Raw genomic sequence first — 18,335 nt, forward strand, 5'->3', positions numbered from 1 at the left:
TCCGCTCCGGTTCTGTGCGCGATGGATTACGCCTACACTCCTGAAGGCGCAACCGGACGCTACCGTCCCAACTCACTTCATGCGCACACCAGTTCACTCTTCCGAGGCAAAGTGCGGCGTCTTTCTCCGAGACCCCCGCCCGCACCGGTACCTTGTCGCCCTTCCCGAGGTTGTCGGGATAATCCCCGTGGATCGGCGGGCGGTTAGTCGCAGAGATCACGAACCGGTGGAAGAGGGAATCCGCCTCGGGCATCCGGGGCCGGACCGTATGCCGGGAGGCCCGTGTCCGGTGGATGACCACGCCCCGGCGACCCTCCGGCCGTCGGCCCCTGCGTCTGTCGTTCATTCGCCCGCCAACCGGCGCCCCCGGCGATTACCGGACATTCCGCTGCGGGGTCGCAGGTGAGCGCCGGGACCCGAAACGGCCACCGGCCGGACGCGGCGTGTGTGATCAGGGGTTCGGGCTCAGGGGATTCAGCGACCGGGTGTATTCCTTGGCGATTCGCTCGATGAAGTCCCGGGTCAGATCGGCACTCAATGCCTGCGCCCGCAGATGTTCGTACATCATGCTGTAACTCTGTACGTCGTTCATCTTCTCCAGGTACAGATCGCTGGTGATGCCTTCGAGATACACCACACTGGAGTCCGCCGCGTCCGGGAACTCCAGAATGGCGTACTGCCCGTTCACCCCGGGATGGGCGCCCATGTCGAACGGCATGACCTGGACCGTCACATGGGGCAGCCGGGAAACCTCCAGGAGGTACTCCAACTGCTCCCGCATGATCTGGCGGTTCCCCACGACCCGGCGGAGCGTCGCCTCGTCGAGGACGGCCCACAGCCGCAGCGGGTGCTCCTCGTCGTGGATCCGCTCCTGGCGGCGGAGCCGCACCCGCACCCGCTTCTCGATGTCACCGCTGCTGGCCTCCGGCAGAGAGCCACTCACCACCGCCTCGGCGTAGGCGGGCGTCTGGAGCAGGCCGGGAAGCACCTGCGGCTCGTATACCCGGAGCGAGGCCGCGTCCGTCTCCAGTCCGATGTAGACGCTGTAGGGGATGTCGCCGAACGCGTGCCACCAGCCCTGCTGGCGGGAGTCCTTGGCCATCTGCATCAGCGATTCCACGATCCGGTGGTCCTCGACCTCGTAGACCCCGCACAGGTCCCGGACATCGCGCTGGCTGATACTGCGTCGGCCGTTCTCCAGCCGGCTGATCTTCGACTGCGAGACCAGCAGCCGGTCCGCCACCTCCTCGGCCGTCATGCCCTTGAGTTCGCGCAGTCGGCGCAGCTCCTGGCCCAGCCGACGGCGCCTGACGGTGGGGTTGACGTTCACCACGGGCCGCACACCTCCGACGTGTACCGCGGGTTCATCCTCGCTCACCGGGCAGCCTGCCACTCCCGGGCCGTGCCGCGCTCGGAAACGGGGACACCCGGGCGGACCGCCCCGCGGCGTCCGGTCGGTGCAGTGCGCCGGCTCCGGCGCCCAGGGGAACGAGGGTGCGCCCGCACGTACGGACGTGCGGGCGCAGGCCGTCTCCGCCTTCGCCGGCCGGGGGCGCGTACGGGCACCCGGCCGGCGGGAGCGGTGCGCCGTCCGCCACCGAAGGTGACTCGGGTCCACCGCGCCCGCACCAGGCTTGGCGAGCGGCTCCGAGGCGTTCGGACGGAGGCCGTCCGAACGCCTCGGGCCGTTCTTCGCTGCCCGCCCTGCGCCCTTCCGGGGCGCTGAGGGGCTCTGTGCCGTCGTGTGGGGCGGGTGGGTCCGGGAGCGGGCTGCCGGCCGTGTGGTCCGGTGCTGCTCCTCGGTTCTGCCGTCCGCCCCCGTCAGCGGGCCGCGACGCGGGCCATGCCTCCGCGCCTCGGCTGCGGGGGAACCCCCGCAGGGTTGCCCGGGCCCCGCCGCGCGGCTCCCGGAGCGGCGCGCCGAGGTTGGCTGGCCGCGCCGCTCTGCACGTCCATCACGGCGTGTGCGACCAGGCCGCCCATCGGGTCGTGCCGAATGAGGTCCCGGAGCCGGGAGCGGGAGGACCGCCCCTCGTTGCCGGGGTAGAGATGCTTGCCAAGGCCCACCGCATGGGCCAGCGCGGCGAGCGCCGCGGTCCGTGGGTCCGGCGGTACGCCGGTGCGGATCGCGTTGTCCAACCGGTTGCGGATCTCCCGACTGATCGCCGTGTCCGTCGCCTGGTAACGGGTCGTCGGCAGCACCCCGCACATCTGGCCGGCCACGGCATGCACCATGCCGCACCGCTCCAGATGGGTGAGGTACGTCTGGCGCAGCCCCAGCCGGGGCCCGCCGATCCAGTGCACGGCCCGCACCGGAGCGCCACGGCGGCGCAGCAGTTCCAGTGCGGAGTCCAAAGTCGGATCTCCTGTCGGCCGTGGCAGCACCACGGCGATACGATCCCCGTCAGGGGCTATCCGTCCTGCCAGAGCCAGCTCCACTAGCTGTGCGCCGGCAAGACCGAGGTCAAGCGACTGCGGCTGCGCCGTGGTCCCTGTGGCCGGGTCCAAGGCGAGCAGCAGAAGCTCCTCCGGAATTGTTCTGCGGCTCCTGCCCATCCATGCCTCCCCGCGTGGATGAATGACAGGGTGACCCCTCTCACAATGGTCTGTCGAGAGCGCCTGGGTGCTATGGGTGGGAACCGATAGGTATGTCGTTATCGTCCATCCGGTAAACGGTGTCCGAAAAGGAGAACCGGCGGTGTCGGCCAGGGTGTGGGGGCCGAGTGGAGCGGGCCGGGCGAGAAACTGGCAGTGCGGACGGCAGTGGGATGCACACCGCGGTGTGTGGCTCCCTCCGTACGAAACCACGAGGAGGCATTGGTGGCGGGCGAGTCCCCCGGCAATTCGGAGCAGCGGAAGTCGTCGGGGGTGACGACGGGCGAGGGGCGGAGCGACCCCCGCCTCGGGGTCTTCCACGCGGCCCCGTCCCAGCAGGACGGCGAGGCCGCGGAGCGGAACACCGAAGCGGTCGAGGAGATCGCTGCTGCGGCGGAGCTGCCGCAGCAGGCCGACGGCGGCGAGTCGGCCGAACGCTCCCCGGAGAGTGCGGCAGCAGAGAGCAGTACGGCGGAGCCCGGTACGGCCGAGCCCGGTGCGGCAGAGGACGGCGCGGCGGACACGGAGACGTCCACCGCGACCGGCGGTGGCTCCGGTGCCGGCTCCGGTGGCGCTGACGAGGGCGAGGACAGTGGAAAACCGGCCAGTGACGGGGGCTCGGCCGCGGAAGGGCCGGCGGCCGGGGAACCGGATGCCGGGCGGACCGCCGCGGAGGAGGCGGTCGGAGAAGGAGCGGCCGATGTAGGTTCCGACGAAGCTCCGGTGACCGAGGAGGCGGAGACCGAGGAGGCGGAGACCGAGGAGGCGGAGACCGCAGCTCCGGATACCGGTGCGGCGGCAGAGCCGGTCGGCGCGTCGGAGCCGGCGGAGTCGCAGAAGCACGAGCCGGCGGGGAGCGAGTCGCGGGCGGAGGAGCCGGCGCGCGACGGGACTCCCGAGCCCGTCTCCCCGGCCCGGACGACCGACCAGCCCACAGCTGTGTTCCGGGCACCGAAGCCCGCGGGCACGGATGGCTCCGCGGTGGACGCCGGAGAGGAGTCCCCCGCGGAGCCGGCCTCGGACACACCGCCGACTCCTTCCGAGCCCCCGGCGGCCCCCTCCGAGTCCCCCGAGGCCCCTGCGGCCAAGGAGCCTGTGACCACGGAGCCCGCAGCGGAGGAGCACGGCCCCGAGGACGGCGAGAACCCGCCCGCGGCCTCGGCCGCGAAGGGCGCGGGGGCCGTCGACCAGCCGACCACGGCTCTCCGGGCCGCCGACGCTCGAACACCGTCTCGCGCTGACCAGGGCGATGCCGCGGAGGAGGAGCCCGAGCCCGTACGGAGCAGCCGGTTCGTCCCCCTGAGGTCGGTCGACCCGGAGCCGGTGGAAGCCGTTCGCCCGGACGCTCCGGAACAGCCGGGAGTGCCCGCCCAGAAGAGCGCGGCGGACGGTGGGAGCGGGGCGGCGTCGCATGGCCCCGGCTCGCCCGCCGCGGAGGAACCGGCCGTTCCCTCCGCGTCACCCGCCGCACCCGGTACGTCACCTTCCGGGCCCGGCGCGCCACCGGCCGCCGCCCCGATCCCCGAGGCCGAGCGGACCAGACAGCAGCCGCTGCCGCCGCTCGCCCTGCTGGCGCAGTTGACGAACACACCGCCACCGCCCGAGACCCCGCTGCGCACCGTGATCCGGCGGGTGAAGATCTGGACCCCGCTGGTGGTGCTGCTGCTGATCGTCCTCAGCGTCGCGCAGGTGTTGCGACCGCTGCCCGACCCGACGCTGAACCTCACCGTGGCCGACAGCTACGCGTTCGACGGGGCCGCGCCCTCGGTGCCGTGGCCCAGCGAGGGGCAGGCGGTGCTGCAAGTGGACGGGCTCGGCAGTTTCGGCACCTTCGGCGAGGAGAAGCCGGTGCCGATCGCCAGTGTGGCGAAGGTGATGACGGCCTACGTCATACTCCGCGACCACCCCGTCAAGAAGGGCTCGGACGGTGAGTTGATCACCATCGACCGACAGGCTGCCGACGACGCCAAGAAGGGCGCGGACGGAGAGTCCGTCGTCGAGATCTCCGAAGGGGACAAGATCACCCAGCGGGAGGCGATCGAAGCCATCATGATCGCTTCTGCCAACAACATCGCACGGCAGCTCGCCCGCTGGGACGCCGGTTCCGAGGAGGCGTTCGTCAAGAAGATGAACGACACGGCCGAGGAACTCGGCATGAAGAACACCACCTACACCGACCCCAGCGGCCTGCGGCAGGAGACCGTCAGCACCGCCGCCGACCAGGTGAAGCTAGGCAGGAAGGCGATGGACGACTGGCTCTTCCGGCAGATCGTCCGGCAGCCGAGCTACACCGACTCGAGCGGAGCCAGCCACCGTAACTGGAACGGTCTGGTGCCGCTGGACGGTGTGGTCGGAATCAAGACCGGCACCACCACCCGGGCCGGCGGCAACCTGCTGTTCGCCGCCGAGCAGGAGATCGCCGGCACCAACCAGCTGATCATCGGCGCCGTACTGGGGCAGAACGCGCCCCCGATCATCGACACCGTGCTGGCCGCGAGCAAGAAGCTGATCGACACCGCCCAGGACGCCCTGCAGGCCCGGAAGGTCGTCAAGAAGGGCGAGGTGGTCGGCGAGGTCGACGACGGACTCGGAGGCACCACACCGGTGGTCGTCACCAAGGACGTGACCGCGGTCGGCTGGTCCGGGCTCAGCGTGGACCTCGCGCTGAACGCCGACCGCGACGGCATCCCGCACGAGGCGAAGGCGGGCACCAGGGTCGGCACCCTGACCGTCGGTAGCGGCCCCGGTCAGGTGAAGGTGCCGGTCATGCTCCAGGAGGACCTCGCCAAACCGGGCGTCGGCAGCAAGCTCACCCGGGTCTTCTGAGGCCCCGGGAGACGGGGACGCCGACCGGCCTGGGCGAGTACCAGGGCCGGCCGGCGTCGCCCGACCGCCCGCTCGGGCGCTCCCCGAGCCCTCCCGCCGGCCGAATCCACACCGGGAGGGATCGGATCGAGCGTGTTAGCGTCACGAAGCACCGAACCGCAGCGGCCCGCTCCGGCTGACAGCCGACCAGCCGGCCGGGGAGGACGGGGAGAGCGCTCAAGTGACCACGGTGGGGCCCGCACGGGCTGGCAGCGAAGACGGCGGCGCCAAAAATCGTTCGCGCGTGCGAATACCCGTTGCGCCGTCGCCGACCACGACAGACGACGGGGCGGCGCCCCAGAGCGCGCCGACCCACGGACGGCTGCGGCGCTTCGCCACCCACCCGGTCTTCGTCACCCTCATCGTCGCCTCGGTCCTGCACATCCTGTGGGTGCAGCTCTTCGCGAGCAGCGGAGGAGACCTCGCCGCCCAGGACGCCTGGGCGGAGTTCGTCGGCCGGCACCCGGACTCGGCCTACAACCTCGCCTGGTACGGCGGGATGCACCCCGTCTCCTACAGCGTCGTCTCGCCGTACCTGATGTCGGTGATCGGCGTCCGCACCACGATGATGATCGCCGGCACAATCTCCTGCGGGCTGCTGGCGTTCATCCTGGTCCGCAGTTCCGGGGTCAGGAACCCGATGTGGGCCTCGCTCGCCGGGGCGTTCGCGCTGACCTGCAACGCCGTCTCCGGCCGGGTCACCTTCGGGCTCGGCATGATGTTCGCGCTCGGCGCCGTCGCCATGGTCTTCTGCTGGCCGCGCGCCTGGCGGGCCCGGCCCTGGCAGTTCGCCCGAGCCGGCGCCGCTGCCCTGCTCTCGGCGCTGGCCACGGCCGGAAGCCCGGTCGCCGGGCTCTTCCTCGGCGTGGTCGCCGCGGCCCTGTTCCTGGACCGGAGACGGCCCGCGGCCTACTCGCTGGGCATCACGCCCTGCCTCGTCGTCGGGGTCTCGGCGTGGCTGTTCCCGTTCTCCGGCACCCAGCCCATGAGCTTCGGCAGCGCCCTGCTGCCCCTCATCTGCGGGGTGCTGACGGTGCTCACCGTGCCCCGGCAGTGGCGCACCGTGCGGATCGTCTCCGCCGTGTACGTACTCGGCACGCTGCTCACCTGGCTCATCGACTCCCAGATCGGCAGCAACATCACCCGTTTGGCGATCGTCTTCTCCGGGGTCGTCTTCATGGCCGCGCTGCCCTGGACGGTCCGGCGCTCCCGGAAGTGGTACACGCTGGTGGTGGCGCTGCTGGTGGTCACCGGCTGGCAGGGGTTCAAGACCGTCGACGACGTCGTCAAGACCACCCCCGCCACCGCCTGGGCGCGCGAGCTCGCCCCGCTCCTCGACCAACTGGAGCGGGTCGGGGCCGAGCGGGGGCGGGTGGAGGTCGTACCGGCGCGCAGCCACCGCGAAGCCTCCGCTCTCGCCCCGTACGTGAACCTGGCGCGCGGCTGGAACCGGCAGGCGGACCTCAAACTCAACCCGCTGTTCTACGAGGAGACCCTCTCCTCGGCCGACTACCGGAAGTGGCTGTCGCGCTGGGCGGTGCACTACGTGGTGCTGCCGAAGGGCGAGATCGACAACGCGGGGACCAACGAGGCGGAGCTGGTCGAGTCGGAGCCGCCCTACCTGGACCTGGTCTGGTCCGACGCCTACTGGAAGCTCTACGCCGTCAAGGACCCCACCCCGCTGGCCGACCCCCCGGCCACCGTGCAGCGTGCGGGGGCGGGGGAGTGGACGGTCACCGTCCCGACCGCGGGGACGGTGCTGATCCGGATCCCCTACTCGCCCTGGCTCGGCCTGGTCGACAGCGAGGGCCGGGGCGTCGAGCCACCCGAGCAGTCCGTCCCCGGCGGTCCGTTCAAGAACCTCCACGGCTGCCTGACCAAGGAGCCGGCCGAGGAGGCCGCCGAGGGTGCCCCACAGGACGAGTGGACCCGGCTGCACGCCCCGAAGCCGGGAACCTACCGGATAGCAGCTCCGTACAAACTCCCGCGCGGGACTCCCTGCCCCGAGGAGGCCTGACGGGGGAGTACGACGGGGCGGGGCTCTGGATGGTGATCCCTACGGCGGCTTCGGCCCAGGAGTGGCGAGTGGCGCGTGGTTCAGGCCGGGGCGGGCCCCGCGGGCGGCGTACGCCCTGACCCTATACGCGCGGCTCACTCGGACGCGGTGGTCAAGGCATCTTCCCGCGTTCGGTGACCTGACCCACCTCGGCGGATGGGTCGTGACCGGATTTCTTCGTCAGCGGGCTGGATACCCGACTACTCACGAGGGCTCGTCACCTCACCGCATGTCGCACCCGGAGGGCAGAAGTACCGCAGCGGCATACTGAAGAGTTTTTCGTCAGCCGGTCCTTCTTCACCGGCGCGGTAGACGGCCACGCCGTAAAGGTTGCCGTCGCCGGCCGTGAAGCGGCTGTCGACGACGTACCAGACCTTCCCTGGAGAACCGATCCGGTACTCCAGCCTCAACCCGGAGTTGTTCGCCGTCTTGAAGGGCTCGAGCTCGGCGACTTCTTCGAAGTCCTCCCTGTTGCGGACTTTCTCAAAGGGGCGCCCGGGGGTGGGCTCGGACACCTTGAAAACGCGGAGGAAAAGCGTCCTGTCGGGACTGCGGTAGACGACGTCGAAGGTCCCGGGCGGCGAGTTGGTCTCTGGCCGGTCCCACGCCTCGGGGACGGCGGTGCTGAAGCCCTCTTCATCGTCGACCAGGAGGTAGCCGCCCGGGAGAGCGTCCCCGGACGGGTCGGGAGCGGCAGAGCCGCCGGAGTTGGACGGCGACGGGGTGGCCGATGAGGTGGCGTGGTCGGACGTCCCGCCGCCGAGGGACCGTAGGAACACCAGGGCGGTGACGACGGCGAGTGCGGCGGCGCTGGCAACCACCGCCCACAGGACGCGGCGGCCGGTTCCACCGGGCCTCGCCGGCACGGGCGGGGAAGGCGGAGTGACCGTAGGCGTCCTCCCGCGGTCGGCACTGTCCGCCCAGCTCTGGGTGTCCTCGCTCCAGTAGCGCCGTCGCTCGGTCATCGCACCCCGTCACAGTCCCAGCAGACCGGCGACGGTTCCTGCCGAGGTCAGTACGGTGGTCAGCGAGGCGGCGTCCGTGAGGAGTTCACGCAGGCGCCTCAGACGGCTCTCGCCCGCGCTCCCGGTGCGGGCGATCTCGTCCTCCGCGTCGGCCAGGGCACTGTCGAGCTCCTCGCACTGTCCGGTCGTCCGCGCTCCGGAAAGGTCGGCTCTCAGTTCGCGGAGGGCGGCAAGCAGCCGCTCGGCGTCGTCGTTGTACGACGGAGTGGTCCCGTGGTAGCTCCGGACGTCCGCGCGGCTGCCGACAGCGAACGTGCTGCCCGACACGTCGCCGATGCTGACCTGGGGCTGACGCTCTTCACTGGCCATCTCGGGTAGGTCCCTTCTGCGGCGGTGTCCGCCCACCGCTTGTCGTGCCGGCTTGCTGGGTCGCGGTGGCCCGGGCGTGGTCGCCGATGGCGAACGTGCTGCTCACCACCGACTCGATGTTGACGCCACCGTTGCTGACATGGACGACCTTTTGGGCGAACTCGTCCGTCTGGTACCCGGCTTCCGCGAGCGACATCTTCACGCCGTACGCGATGCGGTCCTGCACGCTCCTCAGATAACGGTCGACGTCCATGGACTGGAAGAGCGATCCGCCCGGCTCCGCGGCGAGTTCACGTACCGACGCTGCCGGGCCTTCGGGAAGCCCGCCTTCGAACTCGCCGGTGAGCCGGTGCCACCCACGGATGGCGTGGCGGCCGAGGACGGCCAGGGCCTGTCCGGGCGCGCTGGTCGTGCGGGTGAGGATGTGGACGGCCTTACCGAGGAGTCTCTTGTCGGCGAAACCATAGGCCTCGTGGTCGGCGTCCTTGAAGTCCCCACGCACGGGGAACAGCACGTGCGGGGCCACTTCCAGCATCAGCATCCGGCCTTGTGTGTGGACGCGTACGAAGACCGTGACGACCAGTTCCTCCTCCCAGCCGCCCACCCGGATCCGCAGGAAGTGGCGGCGCTTCTCGCCGCCCTCCTCGACGGCACCTGCTCGGTGCAGCTCGAACGACGCCTGGTCGTACGGTGCTTCCTCCCGGTGCAGCAGTCCTTCCACCGGGAGGAAGACACACTCGTCGATCCGCAGGTGGCGAAGCCGGTCGCGTACGACCCGACCCTCCCGCTCGGACCGTTCGGCCACCTCGCGCAACTGTTCAAGTAACGGACGTACCGTGGCGAGGACCGTGGCGTTGCCGATCGGCTGCCTCTCCCTCGCCGGATCCGGCCGCATTTCGACCGCGAGGACCCAGGTGTCGTGCGCGGTGCCGGCTCCGCAGAACGGACGCGCCTCGTGGTACATGACCAGCGGGGAGTGCTGTTCGACCCGGATACGGTGCTTGAGCATCTGGAACCGGCGTCCGCCGACCCCTTCGGCCGGGTCATTGGCCGCGTCCGGGAAGTGCCGCGGGGACAACTCACCCCGCAGCACCCGGGTGAAGTGCACCTGCTTACCGGCGGCACACCCCGCCATGGCGAGCAGAGTGGCCAGGGCGAGCCACGCCTCCAGTCCGCTGACGTTGTCACTCCGCAGCGGAGCCGGAAGGAACGGCGACACCTTTTCGTACGTGCCAGCTCCGCTCGATGTGCCGAAGCCGATGGCCAGAGTCGTGATCACCAGGAAGGTGAGGAGTAATCGGGCGGACCAGCGGAGCCAGGCGGAGGGCAGGCGACGACGTCCCGGTGGGTCCTCGGCAGTGCCCCGTATCCAGCGCCCCAGGGCCAGCAGCAGTCCGGGAAGCACCAGGGTCAGCAACCACCCACCGGACGCCGCGACTCCGACCGTCAGCAGCCCCAGCACGCCGCAGGCCCAGACCAGCTCCACCCGGCGGGCGCGCAAGGCGTGGGCCAGGACCCTGGCGGCGTCGAAGCCGAGGGAAGGCGCCGCGACCCGATGCTCCATGAGATAGAGCTCGCCGATGACCCGGTCCCGGTACTCCGCGTCCAGATACGTCCCCGCACAGAGAAGGCGGGTGGCCTCACTCGCGTACGGGGCGTCCACCTGTGGAGCTGCGGTGTCGGGCGGTCTCGGCGGCGGTAGGTGGACGGTGTTCATGGCGCTCCTCCGTGGTCAGGCTGCCTCGGTACGGGGAGTCGGCGTGACGAGTCTCATGGACGGGGCATCAGCATGGCAAGGACGGACAGTACACGTCCCGTCACGCCCAGATGGCTGACTTCCCTGCATACATGGCGGTTGGGCGACTGACCCGGATCCTTGACCGTCCGTGATCTCTCGTGGATCGCATACCCTGTCCGTTCGCTTTCACCCGGCGAAGATGGGGTTTTGCAGGCGAGTGGCGCCGGACCCTGGGTGTTGACGCCGGTCACCGTTCAAGAAGTCCGGCGGGCGTTCTCATTGACAGTGGCGGTGGCGCCTGGCGGTGTGCAGGGGCGAGTGCGCGCGGATCGCCGACTTTCATACCTTCGGGTAGCGATCCGGCCGTAGACCGGTGACCGGGGAGGACCGGCAGGTCGGAGGTGGCACGATCAGGAGCACGAAGCCCCTGTACCGAGCGAGAGTTGAAACGACCGCAGCGGACGGAGGGCTTCGTTCTCCCCTTTTGGCCGTCTGTGCAGCGGGCATTCCATCCGCTGACGACCTTGCCCTGCGCCGCCTCAGCCTCAGCGTCCACCGACTCCGGTCGCGGCAACGGTCCCCGATGTGCCTCGTCGGGACGGGTCGATGGCCCCTCGCTCAACCGGCTGACCCGCTGACCGTCCAGTGGCAGTGCCGCTTGGCCAAGGGCGGCCGGTCCGCGATCCGCGGTGGCGGCGTGCCGCGACGATCACTGAACTGGTCGGTGTGGTGAGCACTTCGGTGGCGTCGAGGGCCGGATGCGTGAGGTAGAGGAGGCGCAGCTCATCGACTTCCCCCTCGAAACGCGGCGGCCAATGTCGCGAGGGGGTGAAGTCGTCGAGGATCAGCACACCACCCGGGGCGAGTAGGTCGACGACGCCTTGGGGGTCGTCACGCTTACCCCCGCCGTCACAGAAGAAGAGGTCGAAGGGCGCGTGAACCTCAAGCAGCCGCCAGTCGCCGGTGAGAACGCTGACGCGCTCGTCGTCGGCGAAGACGCCGGCTGCTCGACGGGCCAACTCCTCGTCGCGCTCGACGGTGAACAGGCGTGCATCGGGTCCGAGACCACTGTGCAGCCAGGCGGTGCCAACCCCTGCGCCCGTGCCGCTCTCCGCGATGACCCCGTCGGGCTTGGCGGCGGCGACGGTCCTGAGCAACCTCCCCACTTCCGGGATGCAGCTCTTTCCGAAGCCCCTCTCGGCAGCGACACGCTCCGCAGCCGCCACCCGAGCCGGGACTGCCCGCTCCACCATGCTCGCGCCCCCTTCACCGAGCACAAGACGCTGTCCCGACGGCGGAGGCGTCCACAGACGTTTCGCCTACCGGTGGGCAGTCGTCCGTGCGGGCCTCAACCCCAACGCTCTTGTCTGGACGTCCGTGTCGGTCGGACGGGCGTTCCGTTCCACGGAACGATCGGTGGCTGTCACCGTGGCGGATGGTGGCCCGGGGATCGGCCGACCGGATGCAGTCACTGAGGGCGGCGAAGGAGACTGGTGGACCGGCCGCCGTGCGAACCGCGCCCAGGCTGACGCTGTCCGAGTCCAGGTCGGCGACTACTGGGCGGGGGAGTACGTAGAACTCCCACTGAGCCGAGTCGAGGGGGTTGTAAACGGCGTGTGCACGGGCGGTCTGGACGGCGAAGACGTAGACGTCGGCGTTGTACGACTTCGCCTCTGAGTAGCCGCCATCAGGTGACCACGTGCGAGCGCGGACCCCATTGAAGCGGATCTGGGACGGTGTCCGCTGCTCCCAGGCTTGCAGGTAGGCGCCGGCCTTGACTTCGATGCGCAGTCCGTCGTCAGTTTCGACGTCGTGGCTGGCCCATTCCACACGGGGCTCACGGGAACCAATCGCCTGCTGGACCAGGAATTCAGCGAACAGGCCGCGTGTGTTGTTCATACGAAGGTCCGGCATGGCGAACCGCCAGAAGTCGACCACGGTTGCGTCCAGGACGCCGACGATTGGCTCGTCGCCGCGGAGTGGTGACATGGGCTGCGGGGTTAGAGCCAGGTTGGCAGGCTGCTTCATGGGCCACAGTCTGCCAACGAGGCATGCGCGTACGCAGGCCTGCTGCCAACGGCCGTTGCTGCGATGCCGGGTGCTGATCCCGGAGGTGGGGCCTGCTCCACAACCCCACCGGCACCGTCACCAAGCGCTAGGACGGCCGTTTCCAGTGCGCGGTCGACGTCCTCCAGCCGGACGGCACCCGTGCCCGCAAGTTCGGCTGCGGCAAGACCTGGGCCGAGTGCGACGCCAAGCGCCGGCAACCGGGGGAGACCACGGCGGCGACGGCCAAGGAGGCACAACGCCCTGCTGCGTTCGGCGCTGTTCTCCGGATGCCGCGAGGAACTGACCACGCGCAACGTCGCCAAGCTCGTCGAGCCTTCCCGCACCGGCAAGTGCGAGCTGAAGCCATGGAGCCCGGACGAGACGCTCGACTTCCTGGGGGCCCTCAGTAAAGACCGGCTCTACGCGGCTTTCGTGCTCGCGATCGCCATGGGCCTCCCGCCGAGAAGAGCTCATCGGGCCGCGCTGGTCGGACGTCGACCCCGTGCGTCCTCTACGTCCGCCAGCAGACGCAGCTGTGCCGGACGCCGTGGACGACGACGATTTCACGAGCCGCCGCCGTCCGGCTGTCCCGCTGCCCGCGCTCTGCATCGCGTCCGCTGCGCTGGCATCGGACGCGGCAGGCGTCGGCCCGGGTCTGAGCAGCGGAGACCTGGCGGGAGTCGGACCACGTCTTCACCAACCGAACCGAGCGCCCGGTCGAGCCATGGAGTCTCTGCTGGCCCTGGGTCCTTAACCCGGTTTGCCCGGTCCGCCGGCCTACGGGTGATCCAAATGCACAATGCCCGGCACCACGGCGACGCTCCTCACAGCGGCCGGGGGCGCGCGCGGCGTGGTGATGGAGATCCTGGGCACTGCAACATCCTTCCAGGCTGCCTCTCAGCAAGCCAGGTCAGGTGTCACCCAACTCTGCAGCAGTCCCCGTCGTGCAGGACACGCAGCCCGAGGCCATGAGCAACATAGACCGGCTACTCAGGAAGAGGCATCCCGGTCGTCAGTGACCGATGCCGTTGATGGCAGAAGTGGATGTCAAAGGCCCCGGATCATGATCGGTCCGGGGCCTTTTGGCTGGTGCCCCCGGCAGGATTCGAACCTGCGACACCCGCTTTAGGAGAGCGGTGCTCTATCCCCTGAGCTACGGAGGCGCGGGGCTTGGAGAAGTCCTCGGAGAGGATCCAGCGAGTGGATCTTCGGCAAGGAGGCCAAGCCCGCTGGTCAGACGCGGTGTGGATCCTGCTGCGCAGCAGAGCTGCCCGACGAGAGCCATGCCATCGGCCGACCAAGGAACAGGGTAGCGGATCGGCGTCCGGCGGAGGTCCTGGATAGCGCGTGCTGGGCGGGGCGAGCGGGCCTGCCTCGCTGATCTGTGGATTCTCCTGGCTCTTCCGCGAAGAGTACGTGCCGGACGGTTGCGCTACGGACGGTCGTACCGGCCCTTCCGGCCCGGGAGTGTGCTGATCGGTGGCAGTCCCCGGCCCAGGGGAGCTTGTTGGCCATATGGGACGAGCCGCGCTCGTTGACGAGGCGGAACTTGTGTATGTGCTTGGCGAGGAGAAGGGCGAGCTGAAGAAGGGGGCCTCCTCTGGCCGATGGACCTCCTCAGAGAGAGGGGGAAGCCGCGCAGCGGACCCAATCACGCCCACCCTCCGGGGCCGTTAGCGCTAAGCGGACTACGCTCCCATCCTCTTCCGCCCCCCCGGCCCGCCCGACGGGATCCGGCCGGACGACCGGGGACTCTCGGCCCGGCCAGCCGCCTGAGCCCGATGGCGGCCGCGTGGACGCCGAGGATGCCCAACGGGAACAGCATGGCGCTGCTCGCGACGTTCCGGGTGTCGACTTGCTGGAGCACTCCGCCGCGCCGCAGCTCGTGCCAAGCCCAGAGTGAGAACGGGGCGACCACCAGCGGCGCGGTGACCACACCCGGCGTGTAGCGCCGCAGGGCGGCGCTCTGGGCGACGTGGGAGACCGCGTGCAGCCCGAAACCGGCCAGCACGGTCTGGAAGAACGGCGACCGTCCACCGGTCCTTGCCCCGTCTGCCGACGCGGCGCCGACCACCAGTCCCATCAGACCGATCGCGGTGGCCGCGTGCCCGGGTGTCACGCGCATGGCGGACCACACCCGTTCGGGAACCTTCGGACAACTCTCCCGCAACCGGTCCACCTGGGCCGCAACCCAGGTGGGCATGGTGGCCAGCTCCTCCAGGTCGTGCACCGCGAAGGCGGCCAGCAGCCCCCAGGTGACAGCCGGAGAGATACCTACGGATTCCGCTCCGTGCTCAGACATCCCGCCCCCGAAGTCTCCTCGACCGGTAGGTCGGGGCTCGACAGAGCCCCGGCTCCCACTATGGCCCACCCGCTGGCGGCACTTGAGGGCCGGGGTTTTCTCCCTGCCGTCGGACTTGCTGGAGGTTGACCGCAGTGGCTCAGTGGCCGCTCGGCGGTTCGATGCAACCGTGCTCCGTGAAGGGACCGTTGGTCTTGACCTCGAAGTTGGACTTCTGGATCCAGCCGGTGACGCACGCGTCGTCCCGGACCCACAGCCCGATGAGCGCCCCGTCCATGGTCACGTACTCCGTGCCGACGTAGGACGGCCGCAGTGAGCGCACGGTGAGCGCGTCGGCCCGGTAGCCGAGCTTGAGGAGTTCCCTGCGGACCGGGGACGGGCCGATGTCGCCGCCGTCCCAGAGCCTCTTGAGCACCGGCCTGATCCGCTCGGCCTCCGCCTCGGCGGCCTTCTCGCTCCCCGGTGACATCGCCTTGGGCTGTCGGTAGGCGTTGTTCTCGCCGTAGTGCGGTGCTCCGTCCCCGCTGCCCGGCTCCCGGTAGGGCGGGGATCCGGCGGCGCTGGAGGAGGCGCTGGGGTGCGGGGACGCGGGGTCGTTGCTCCCGGCCGTTGGCGGGGCTTCGCCGGCGGACGTGGCCGGCGGCGATCCCGCTGGCTGAGCGGCCCTGTCGTCCTCGCCCCGCTGACCACCGCAGCCGACGAGCAGGGCTCCCAGCAGGGCGCCGGCGATCAGCAGTTTCCGCCCGGTTGGAGGAGGCATGGACATGAAGAGGACTCTGGCACGGCGCTCGCCTCGGGGAATCCACCACCCGGCAAAGAGATGGCCAAGCCCGAGAAGTGCCCCGGAGAGACGTCACTGCCCCGGCCGGTGGATGGTAGGGGGTCCACCGGCCGGGGCAGTGGGCCGCGCACCAGCCGGGCCGTTGGCTGGCGGGGCCTCGGAGCCGGTCAGAGGTCCAGGACCAGCTCCGCGCCGCGGCACCGGGAGACGCAGATCATCATCGTCTCGCCGGATGCACGTTCCTCGTCGGTGAGCACCGAGTCGTGGTGTTCCAACTCCCCTTCCAGGACGTCCGTCTCACAGGTGCCGCAGGTGCCCTCCTCGCAGGAGTAGAGCACCGAGACCCCCGCCGCCTCCAAGGTGCGCAGGATGCTGCGGTCCGGTGGGACGGTCAGCTTCCTCCCGGAGCGGGCCAGCACCAGCTCGAAGCCGGTGGCGGTGTCCGGGTCGGGCGCCTGGTCCGCCGAGGCGCGGAAGCGCTCGGTGCGCAGCGCTCCCGCCGGCCAGGAAGCGCACTGCTCCTCGACCGCCGCCAGCAGCGGCTCCGGCCCGCAGCAGTAGACCAGGGTGTCCTCGCGCGGGGCTTGGAGGAAGCCGGCCAGGTCCAGCAGGCCTTCCTCGTCCTGTGGCACAGTGCGGACCCGGGCGGTGCGGACCGGGGCGGCGGCCTCCGTCCCCTCCTGGACAGCGGCCAGCTGGTCGCGGAAGGCCATGGAGGCCCGGGTGCGGCCCCCGTACAGCAGGTGCCAGTCCGCGCCCGCGGCCTCCGCTGCGGCGACCATCGGCAGGATCGGGGTGATGCCGATGCCGCCGGCGACGAAGAGGTAGCGGGCGGCCGGTCGGAGGGCGAAGTTGTTCCGCGGCCCCCGCGCCAGCACCCGCCGGCCCGGTGTCAGGTGTTCGTGGACGTACGCCGAGCCGCCCCGCCCGTCCGGTTCCCGCAGCACGGCCACCTGCCAGCGGAGGCGGTCCTGCGGGTCTCCGCAGAGGGAGTACTGCCGGATGAGGCCCTCGTCGAGGAGCAGGTCGATATGGGCGCCCGGCTCCCAGGCGGGCAGTTGCCCGCCCCCCTGGGAGCGGAGGGTGAGCGCGACGACGCCTTCGGCGGCGTCCACCCGCTCCTCCACCACCAGTTCGATCGGCTCGTTCGACTCGGCCCGGTTGTCGTTCACGGCGTGCTGACGTCCTTTCCGTCCGTGCCGGCCGCCTGCCCGGCGTCCGCAGACGCCACCGAGTGCCCGGTGGGGTGGCTGAGCATCCACTCCCACATCGCGGTCGGGTCCTGGTCGGTGTGCTCGGCGCCGCAGTGGCAGGTGCCGTGCAGGATGTCGGTGCCCGGCAGCCAGTCGATCCGGTAGACCTCGGCGGTGGCCTTGGAGGTCATCGCGTCGCGGGGGAGACGGCGGTGGGGTCGGCGGCCGGTGCCTTCGCGGGCTCCTCGCCCTCGGCGACGAGCCGGGCCAGGATGCGCCGGGCCGCGAGGCCACCGGTGTCGATGTTGATGCTGAGCTCCTGGTAGCCCTCGGGCTCCTTCTCCAGCGCCTTCTGCAGCAGGTTGAGGGCGTCGACGTCCTGCATCACGACCGTGCGGTTGAAGTCGTGCAGGAAGGTGGACATCTCCTCGTCGTCCTGAGCGAAGTCCCGGGAGACCGACCAGAAGTCGTAGACGGTGTCGTCGGTGGACGGAGTGATCGCGTAGGTGATCTCCACGTGGAAGGCGTCGCTGTCGTCCCCGTCCGGGCCCGGCAGCACGCCCACCGGCGCGATCCTGCTGTGCAGCAGGTAGAGGCAGGGGGCGTGGTACTCGATGTCCTGCCAGCGGGTGATGCGCCCCTCGATGCCGGTGGAGCGGGCGTAGAACGGCGGGCACTCGGCGTCGTCCATGTGGCGGCTGACGCGCACGATGCCGGCGCCCTCGTCCACCTCGGTGGTGATCGGGGTCTCGGCCACCTCGGGGGTGCCGATGTAGCCGCCGTGCAGGTAGGTCTCGTGCGACAGGTCCATCAGGTTGTCCACGAGCAGCCCGTAGTCCGCGTCGATCGGCTCCATGCCGCCGACGGTCTTCCACCGGGGGTCGGCGAGCCAGGGCGCCCGGGGGATGGTGTCCGGGTCGGCGAGCGCGGGGTCGCCGATCCAGATCCAGACGAACGAGTCCTGCTCGACGACGGGGTAGGAGCTGACCCGAGCGGTGCGCGGCACCCGCTTCTGCCCCGGCACGTAGACGCAGCTGCCCTTGGTGTCGTAGGCGAAGCCGTGGTAACCGCAGACCAACCGGTCGCCCTCGAGGTAGCCGGCGGTGAGCGGGTAGCGCCGGTGCACGCAACGGTCGGAGAGTGCGACGACCTCCTTGGTCTCCTCCGTCCGGTAGAAGACGATCGGCTCGTTCAGGATGGTCCGGCCCAGCAGTTCCCGGCCGACCTCCCGGCCGTAGGCCGCGACGTACCACTGGTTTCTGGCATGAGCGGTCATGGCACTCCTGTTCCGGTTCTGGGCTGTTCGGGATCGGGGCGCGGCTCGGCCTCCTGCCTGCGGCCGCCGTCGCGGTGGCAACACCTTCACGAGCAGCGCCGTCCGCCCACAACAGACCTTTCGCCCGGTGGAAGCGGAGCCGCCGG

The 18,335-nt window shown here is 70.4% G+C and carries 13 protein-coding genes, 1 tRNA gene and 2 pseudogenes; 3 read left to right on the forward strand and 13 right to left on the reverse strand.

Annotated elements, in window-relative coordinates; translation table 11 throughout:
* Positions 1-451: 451 nt before the first annotated feature.
* Positions 452-1,378: a helix-turn-helix domain-containing protein gene (locus BGP73_RS17610; protein ID WP_244501248.1), complete on the reverse strand. Its 927-nt coding sequence runs from the start codon at positions 1,376-1,378 to the stop codon at positions 452-454.
* Positions 1,379-1,821: 443 nt separating this feature from the next.
* Positions 1,822-2,556, reverse strand: coding sequence for a GOLPH3/VPS74 family protein (locus BGP73_RS17615; protein ID WP_069816032.1), 735 nt, complete (start codon positions 2,554-2,556; stop codon positions 1,822-1,824).
* Positions 2,557-2,820: 264 nt separating this feature from the next.
* Between BGP73_RS17615 and BGP73_RS17620 the strand changes: the two genes are divergently transcribed.
* Both BGP73_RS17620 and BGP73_RS17625 read left to right on the forward strand, forming a co-directional pair.
* On the forward strand, positions 2,821-5,421 hold the full coding sequence (locus tag BGP73_RS17620; protein WP_069816034.1) for a serine hydrolase: 2,601 nt from the start codon (positions 2,821-2,823) through the stop codon (positions 5,419-5,421).
* 220 nt (positions 5,422-5,641) lie between these two features.
* Positions 5,642-7,477: a hypothetical protein gene (locus BGP73_RS17625; protein ID WP_079127628.1), complete on the forward strand. Its 1,836-nt coding sequence runs from the start codon at positions 5,642-5,644 to the stop codon at positions 7,475-7,477.
* Positions 7,478-7,716: 239 nt separating this feature from the next.
* On the opposite strand, the gene BGP73_RS17630 is transcribed toward BGP73_RS17625, so the two are convergent.
* The 5 genes and pseudogenes from BGP73_RS17630 to BGP73_RS17650 all read right to left on the reverse strand — a co-directional run bounded on the left by BGP73_RS17630 (position 7,717) and on the right by BGP73_RS17650 (position 12,616).
* Positions 7,717-8,337, reverse strand: a complete 621-nt coding sequence (locus BGP73_RS17630) for a hypothetical protein (RefSeq protein WP_069816038.1) — start codon at positions 8,335-8,337, stop codon at positions 7,717-7,719.
* Positions 8,338-8,490: 153 nt separating this feature from the next.
* A complete protein-coding gene (locus BGP73_RS17635; RefSeq protein WP_069816040.1) occupies positions 8,491-8,850 on the reverse strand; it encodes a hypothetical protein in 360 nt (119 codons plus the stop codon).
* On the reverse strand, positions 8,840-10,567 hold the full coding sequence (locus BGP73_RS17640; RefSeq protein WP_069816042.1) for a hypothetical protein: 1,728 nt from the start codon (positions 10,565-10,567) through the stop codon (positions 8,840-8,842). Before BGP73_RS17640 ends, BGP73_RS17635 begins: the two co-directional genes overlap by 11 nt.
* A gap of 713 nt (positions 10,568-11,280) precedes the next feature.
* Positions 11,281-11,841: pseudogene (locus BGP73_RS17645) on the reverse strand (O-methyltransferase); the annotation flags it as partial.
* Positions 11,842-11,854: 13 nt separating this feature from the next.
* Positions 11,855-12,616 (reverse strand): hypothetical protein, encoded by a 762-nt coding sequence (locus BGP73_RS17650; protein WP_139134580.1) that lies wholly within the window; start codon positions 12,614-12,616, stop codon positions 11,855-11,857.
* A 92-nt stretch (positions 12,617-12,708) separates the two neighbouring features.
* On the opposite strand from BGP73_RS17650, the pseudogene BGP73_RS23990 reads away from it, so the two are divergent.
* Positions 12,709-13,656 (forward strand): annotated as a pseudogene (locus tag BGP73_RS23990) (site-specific integrase).
* A 68-nt stretch (positions 13,657-13,724) separates the two neighbouring features.
* Here BGP73_RS23990 and BGP73_RS17655 read toward each other — a convergent pair.
* From BGP73_RS17655 to BGP73_RS17680, 6 genes are all read right to left on the reverse strand, one after another.
* Positions 13,725-13,800 (reverse strand) — tRNA-Arg (locus BGP73_RS17655).
* A gap of 488 nt (positions 13,801-14,288) precedes the next feature.
* A complete protein-coding gene (locus BGP73_RS17660; RefSeq protein ID WP_069816047.1) occupies positions 14,289-14,939 on the reverse strand; it encodes an HXXEE domain-containing protein in 651 nt (216 codons plus the stop codon).
* Positions 14,940-15,078: 139 nt separating this feature from the next.
* Entirely contained in the window at positions 15,079-15,705 is a 627-nt protein-coding gene (locus tag BGP73_RS22755; RefSeq protein ID WP_069816049.1) for a hypothetical protein, read from the reverse strand.
* Between the two features lie 182 nt (positions 15,706-15,887).
* Entirely contained in the window at positions 15,888-16,892 is a 1,005-nt protein-coding gene (locus BGP73_RS17670) for a PDR/VanB family oxidoreductase (protein WP_244501249.1), read from the reverse strand.
* Positions 16,889-17,104, reverse strand: a complete 216-nt coding sequence (locus tag BGP73_RS17675; RefSeq protein ID WP_069816051.1) for a hypothetical protein — start codon at positions 17,102-17,104, stop codon at positions 16,889-16,891. Before BGP73_RS17675 ends, BGP73_RS17670 begins: the two co-directional genes overlap by 4 nt.
* Positions 17,101-18,189, reverse strand: coding sequence for an aromatic ring-hydroxylating dioxygenase subunit alpha (locus BGP73_RS17680; RefSeq protein ID WP_069816053.1), 1,089 nt, complete (start codon positions 18,187-18,189; stop codon positions 17,101-17,103). The genes BGP73_RS17675 and BGP73_RS17680 overlap by 4 nt, the downstream gene beginning before the upstream one ends.
* Positions 18,190-18,335: the final 146 nt, after the last annotated feature.

It is taken from the genome of Streptomyces sp. TP-A0874 (genome assembly GCF_001748085.1).
In the GTDB taxonomy this organism is placed as follows: domain Bacteria; phylum Actinomycetota; class Actinomycetes; order Streptomycetales; family Streptomycetaceae; genus Streptomyces.

Bases quoted from the DNA above. Each gene is read 5' to 3' on its own strand.
- BGP73_RS17615 (WP_069816032.1), bottom strand. From the start codon at position 2,556: ATGGGCAGGAGCCGCAGAACAATTCCGGAGGAGCTTCTGCTGCTCGCC.
- BGP73_RS17635 (WP_069816040.1), bottom strand. From the start codon at position 8,850: ATGGCCAGTGAAGAGCGTCAGCCCCAGGTCAGCATCGGCGACGTGTCG.
- BGP73_RS17640 (WP_069816042.1), bottom strand. From the start codon at position 10,567: ATGAACACCGTCCACCTACCGCCGCCGAGACCGCCCGACACCGCAGCT.
- BGP73_RS17650 (WP_139134580.1), bottom strand. From the start codon at position 12,616: ATGAAGCAGCCTGCCAACCTGGCTCTAACCCCGCAGCCCATGTCACCA.
- BGP73_RS17660 (WP_069816047.1), bottom strand. From the start codon at position 14,939: ATGTCTGAGCACGGAGCGGAATCCGTAGGTATCTCTCCGGCTGTCACC.
- BGP73_RS22755 (WP_069816049.1), bottom strand. From the start codon at position 15,705: ATGTCCATGCCTCCTCCAACCGGGCGGAAACTGCTGATCGCCGGCGCC.
- BGP73_RS17675 (WP_069816051.1), bottom strand. From the start codon at position 17,104: ATGACCTCCAAGGCCACCGCCGAGGTCTACCGGATCGACTGGCTGCCG.
- BGP73_RS17680 (WP_069816053.1), bottom strand. From the start codon at position 18,189: ATGACCGCTCATGCCAGAAACCAGTGGTACGTCGCGGCCTACGGCCGG.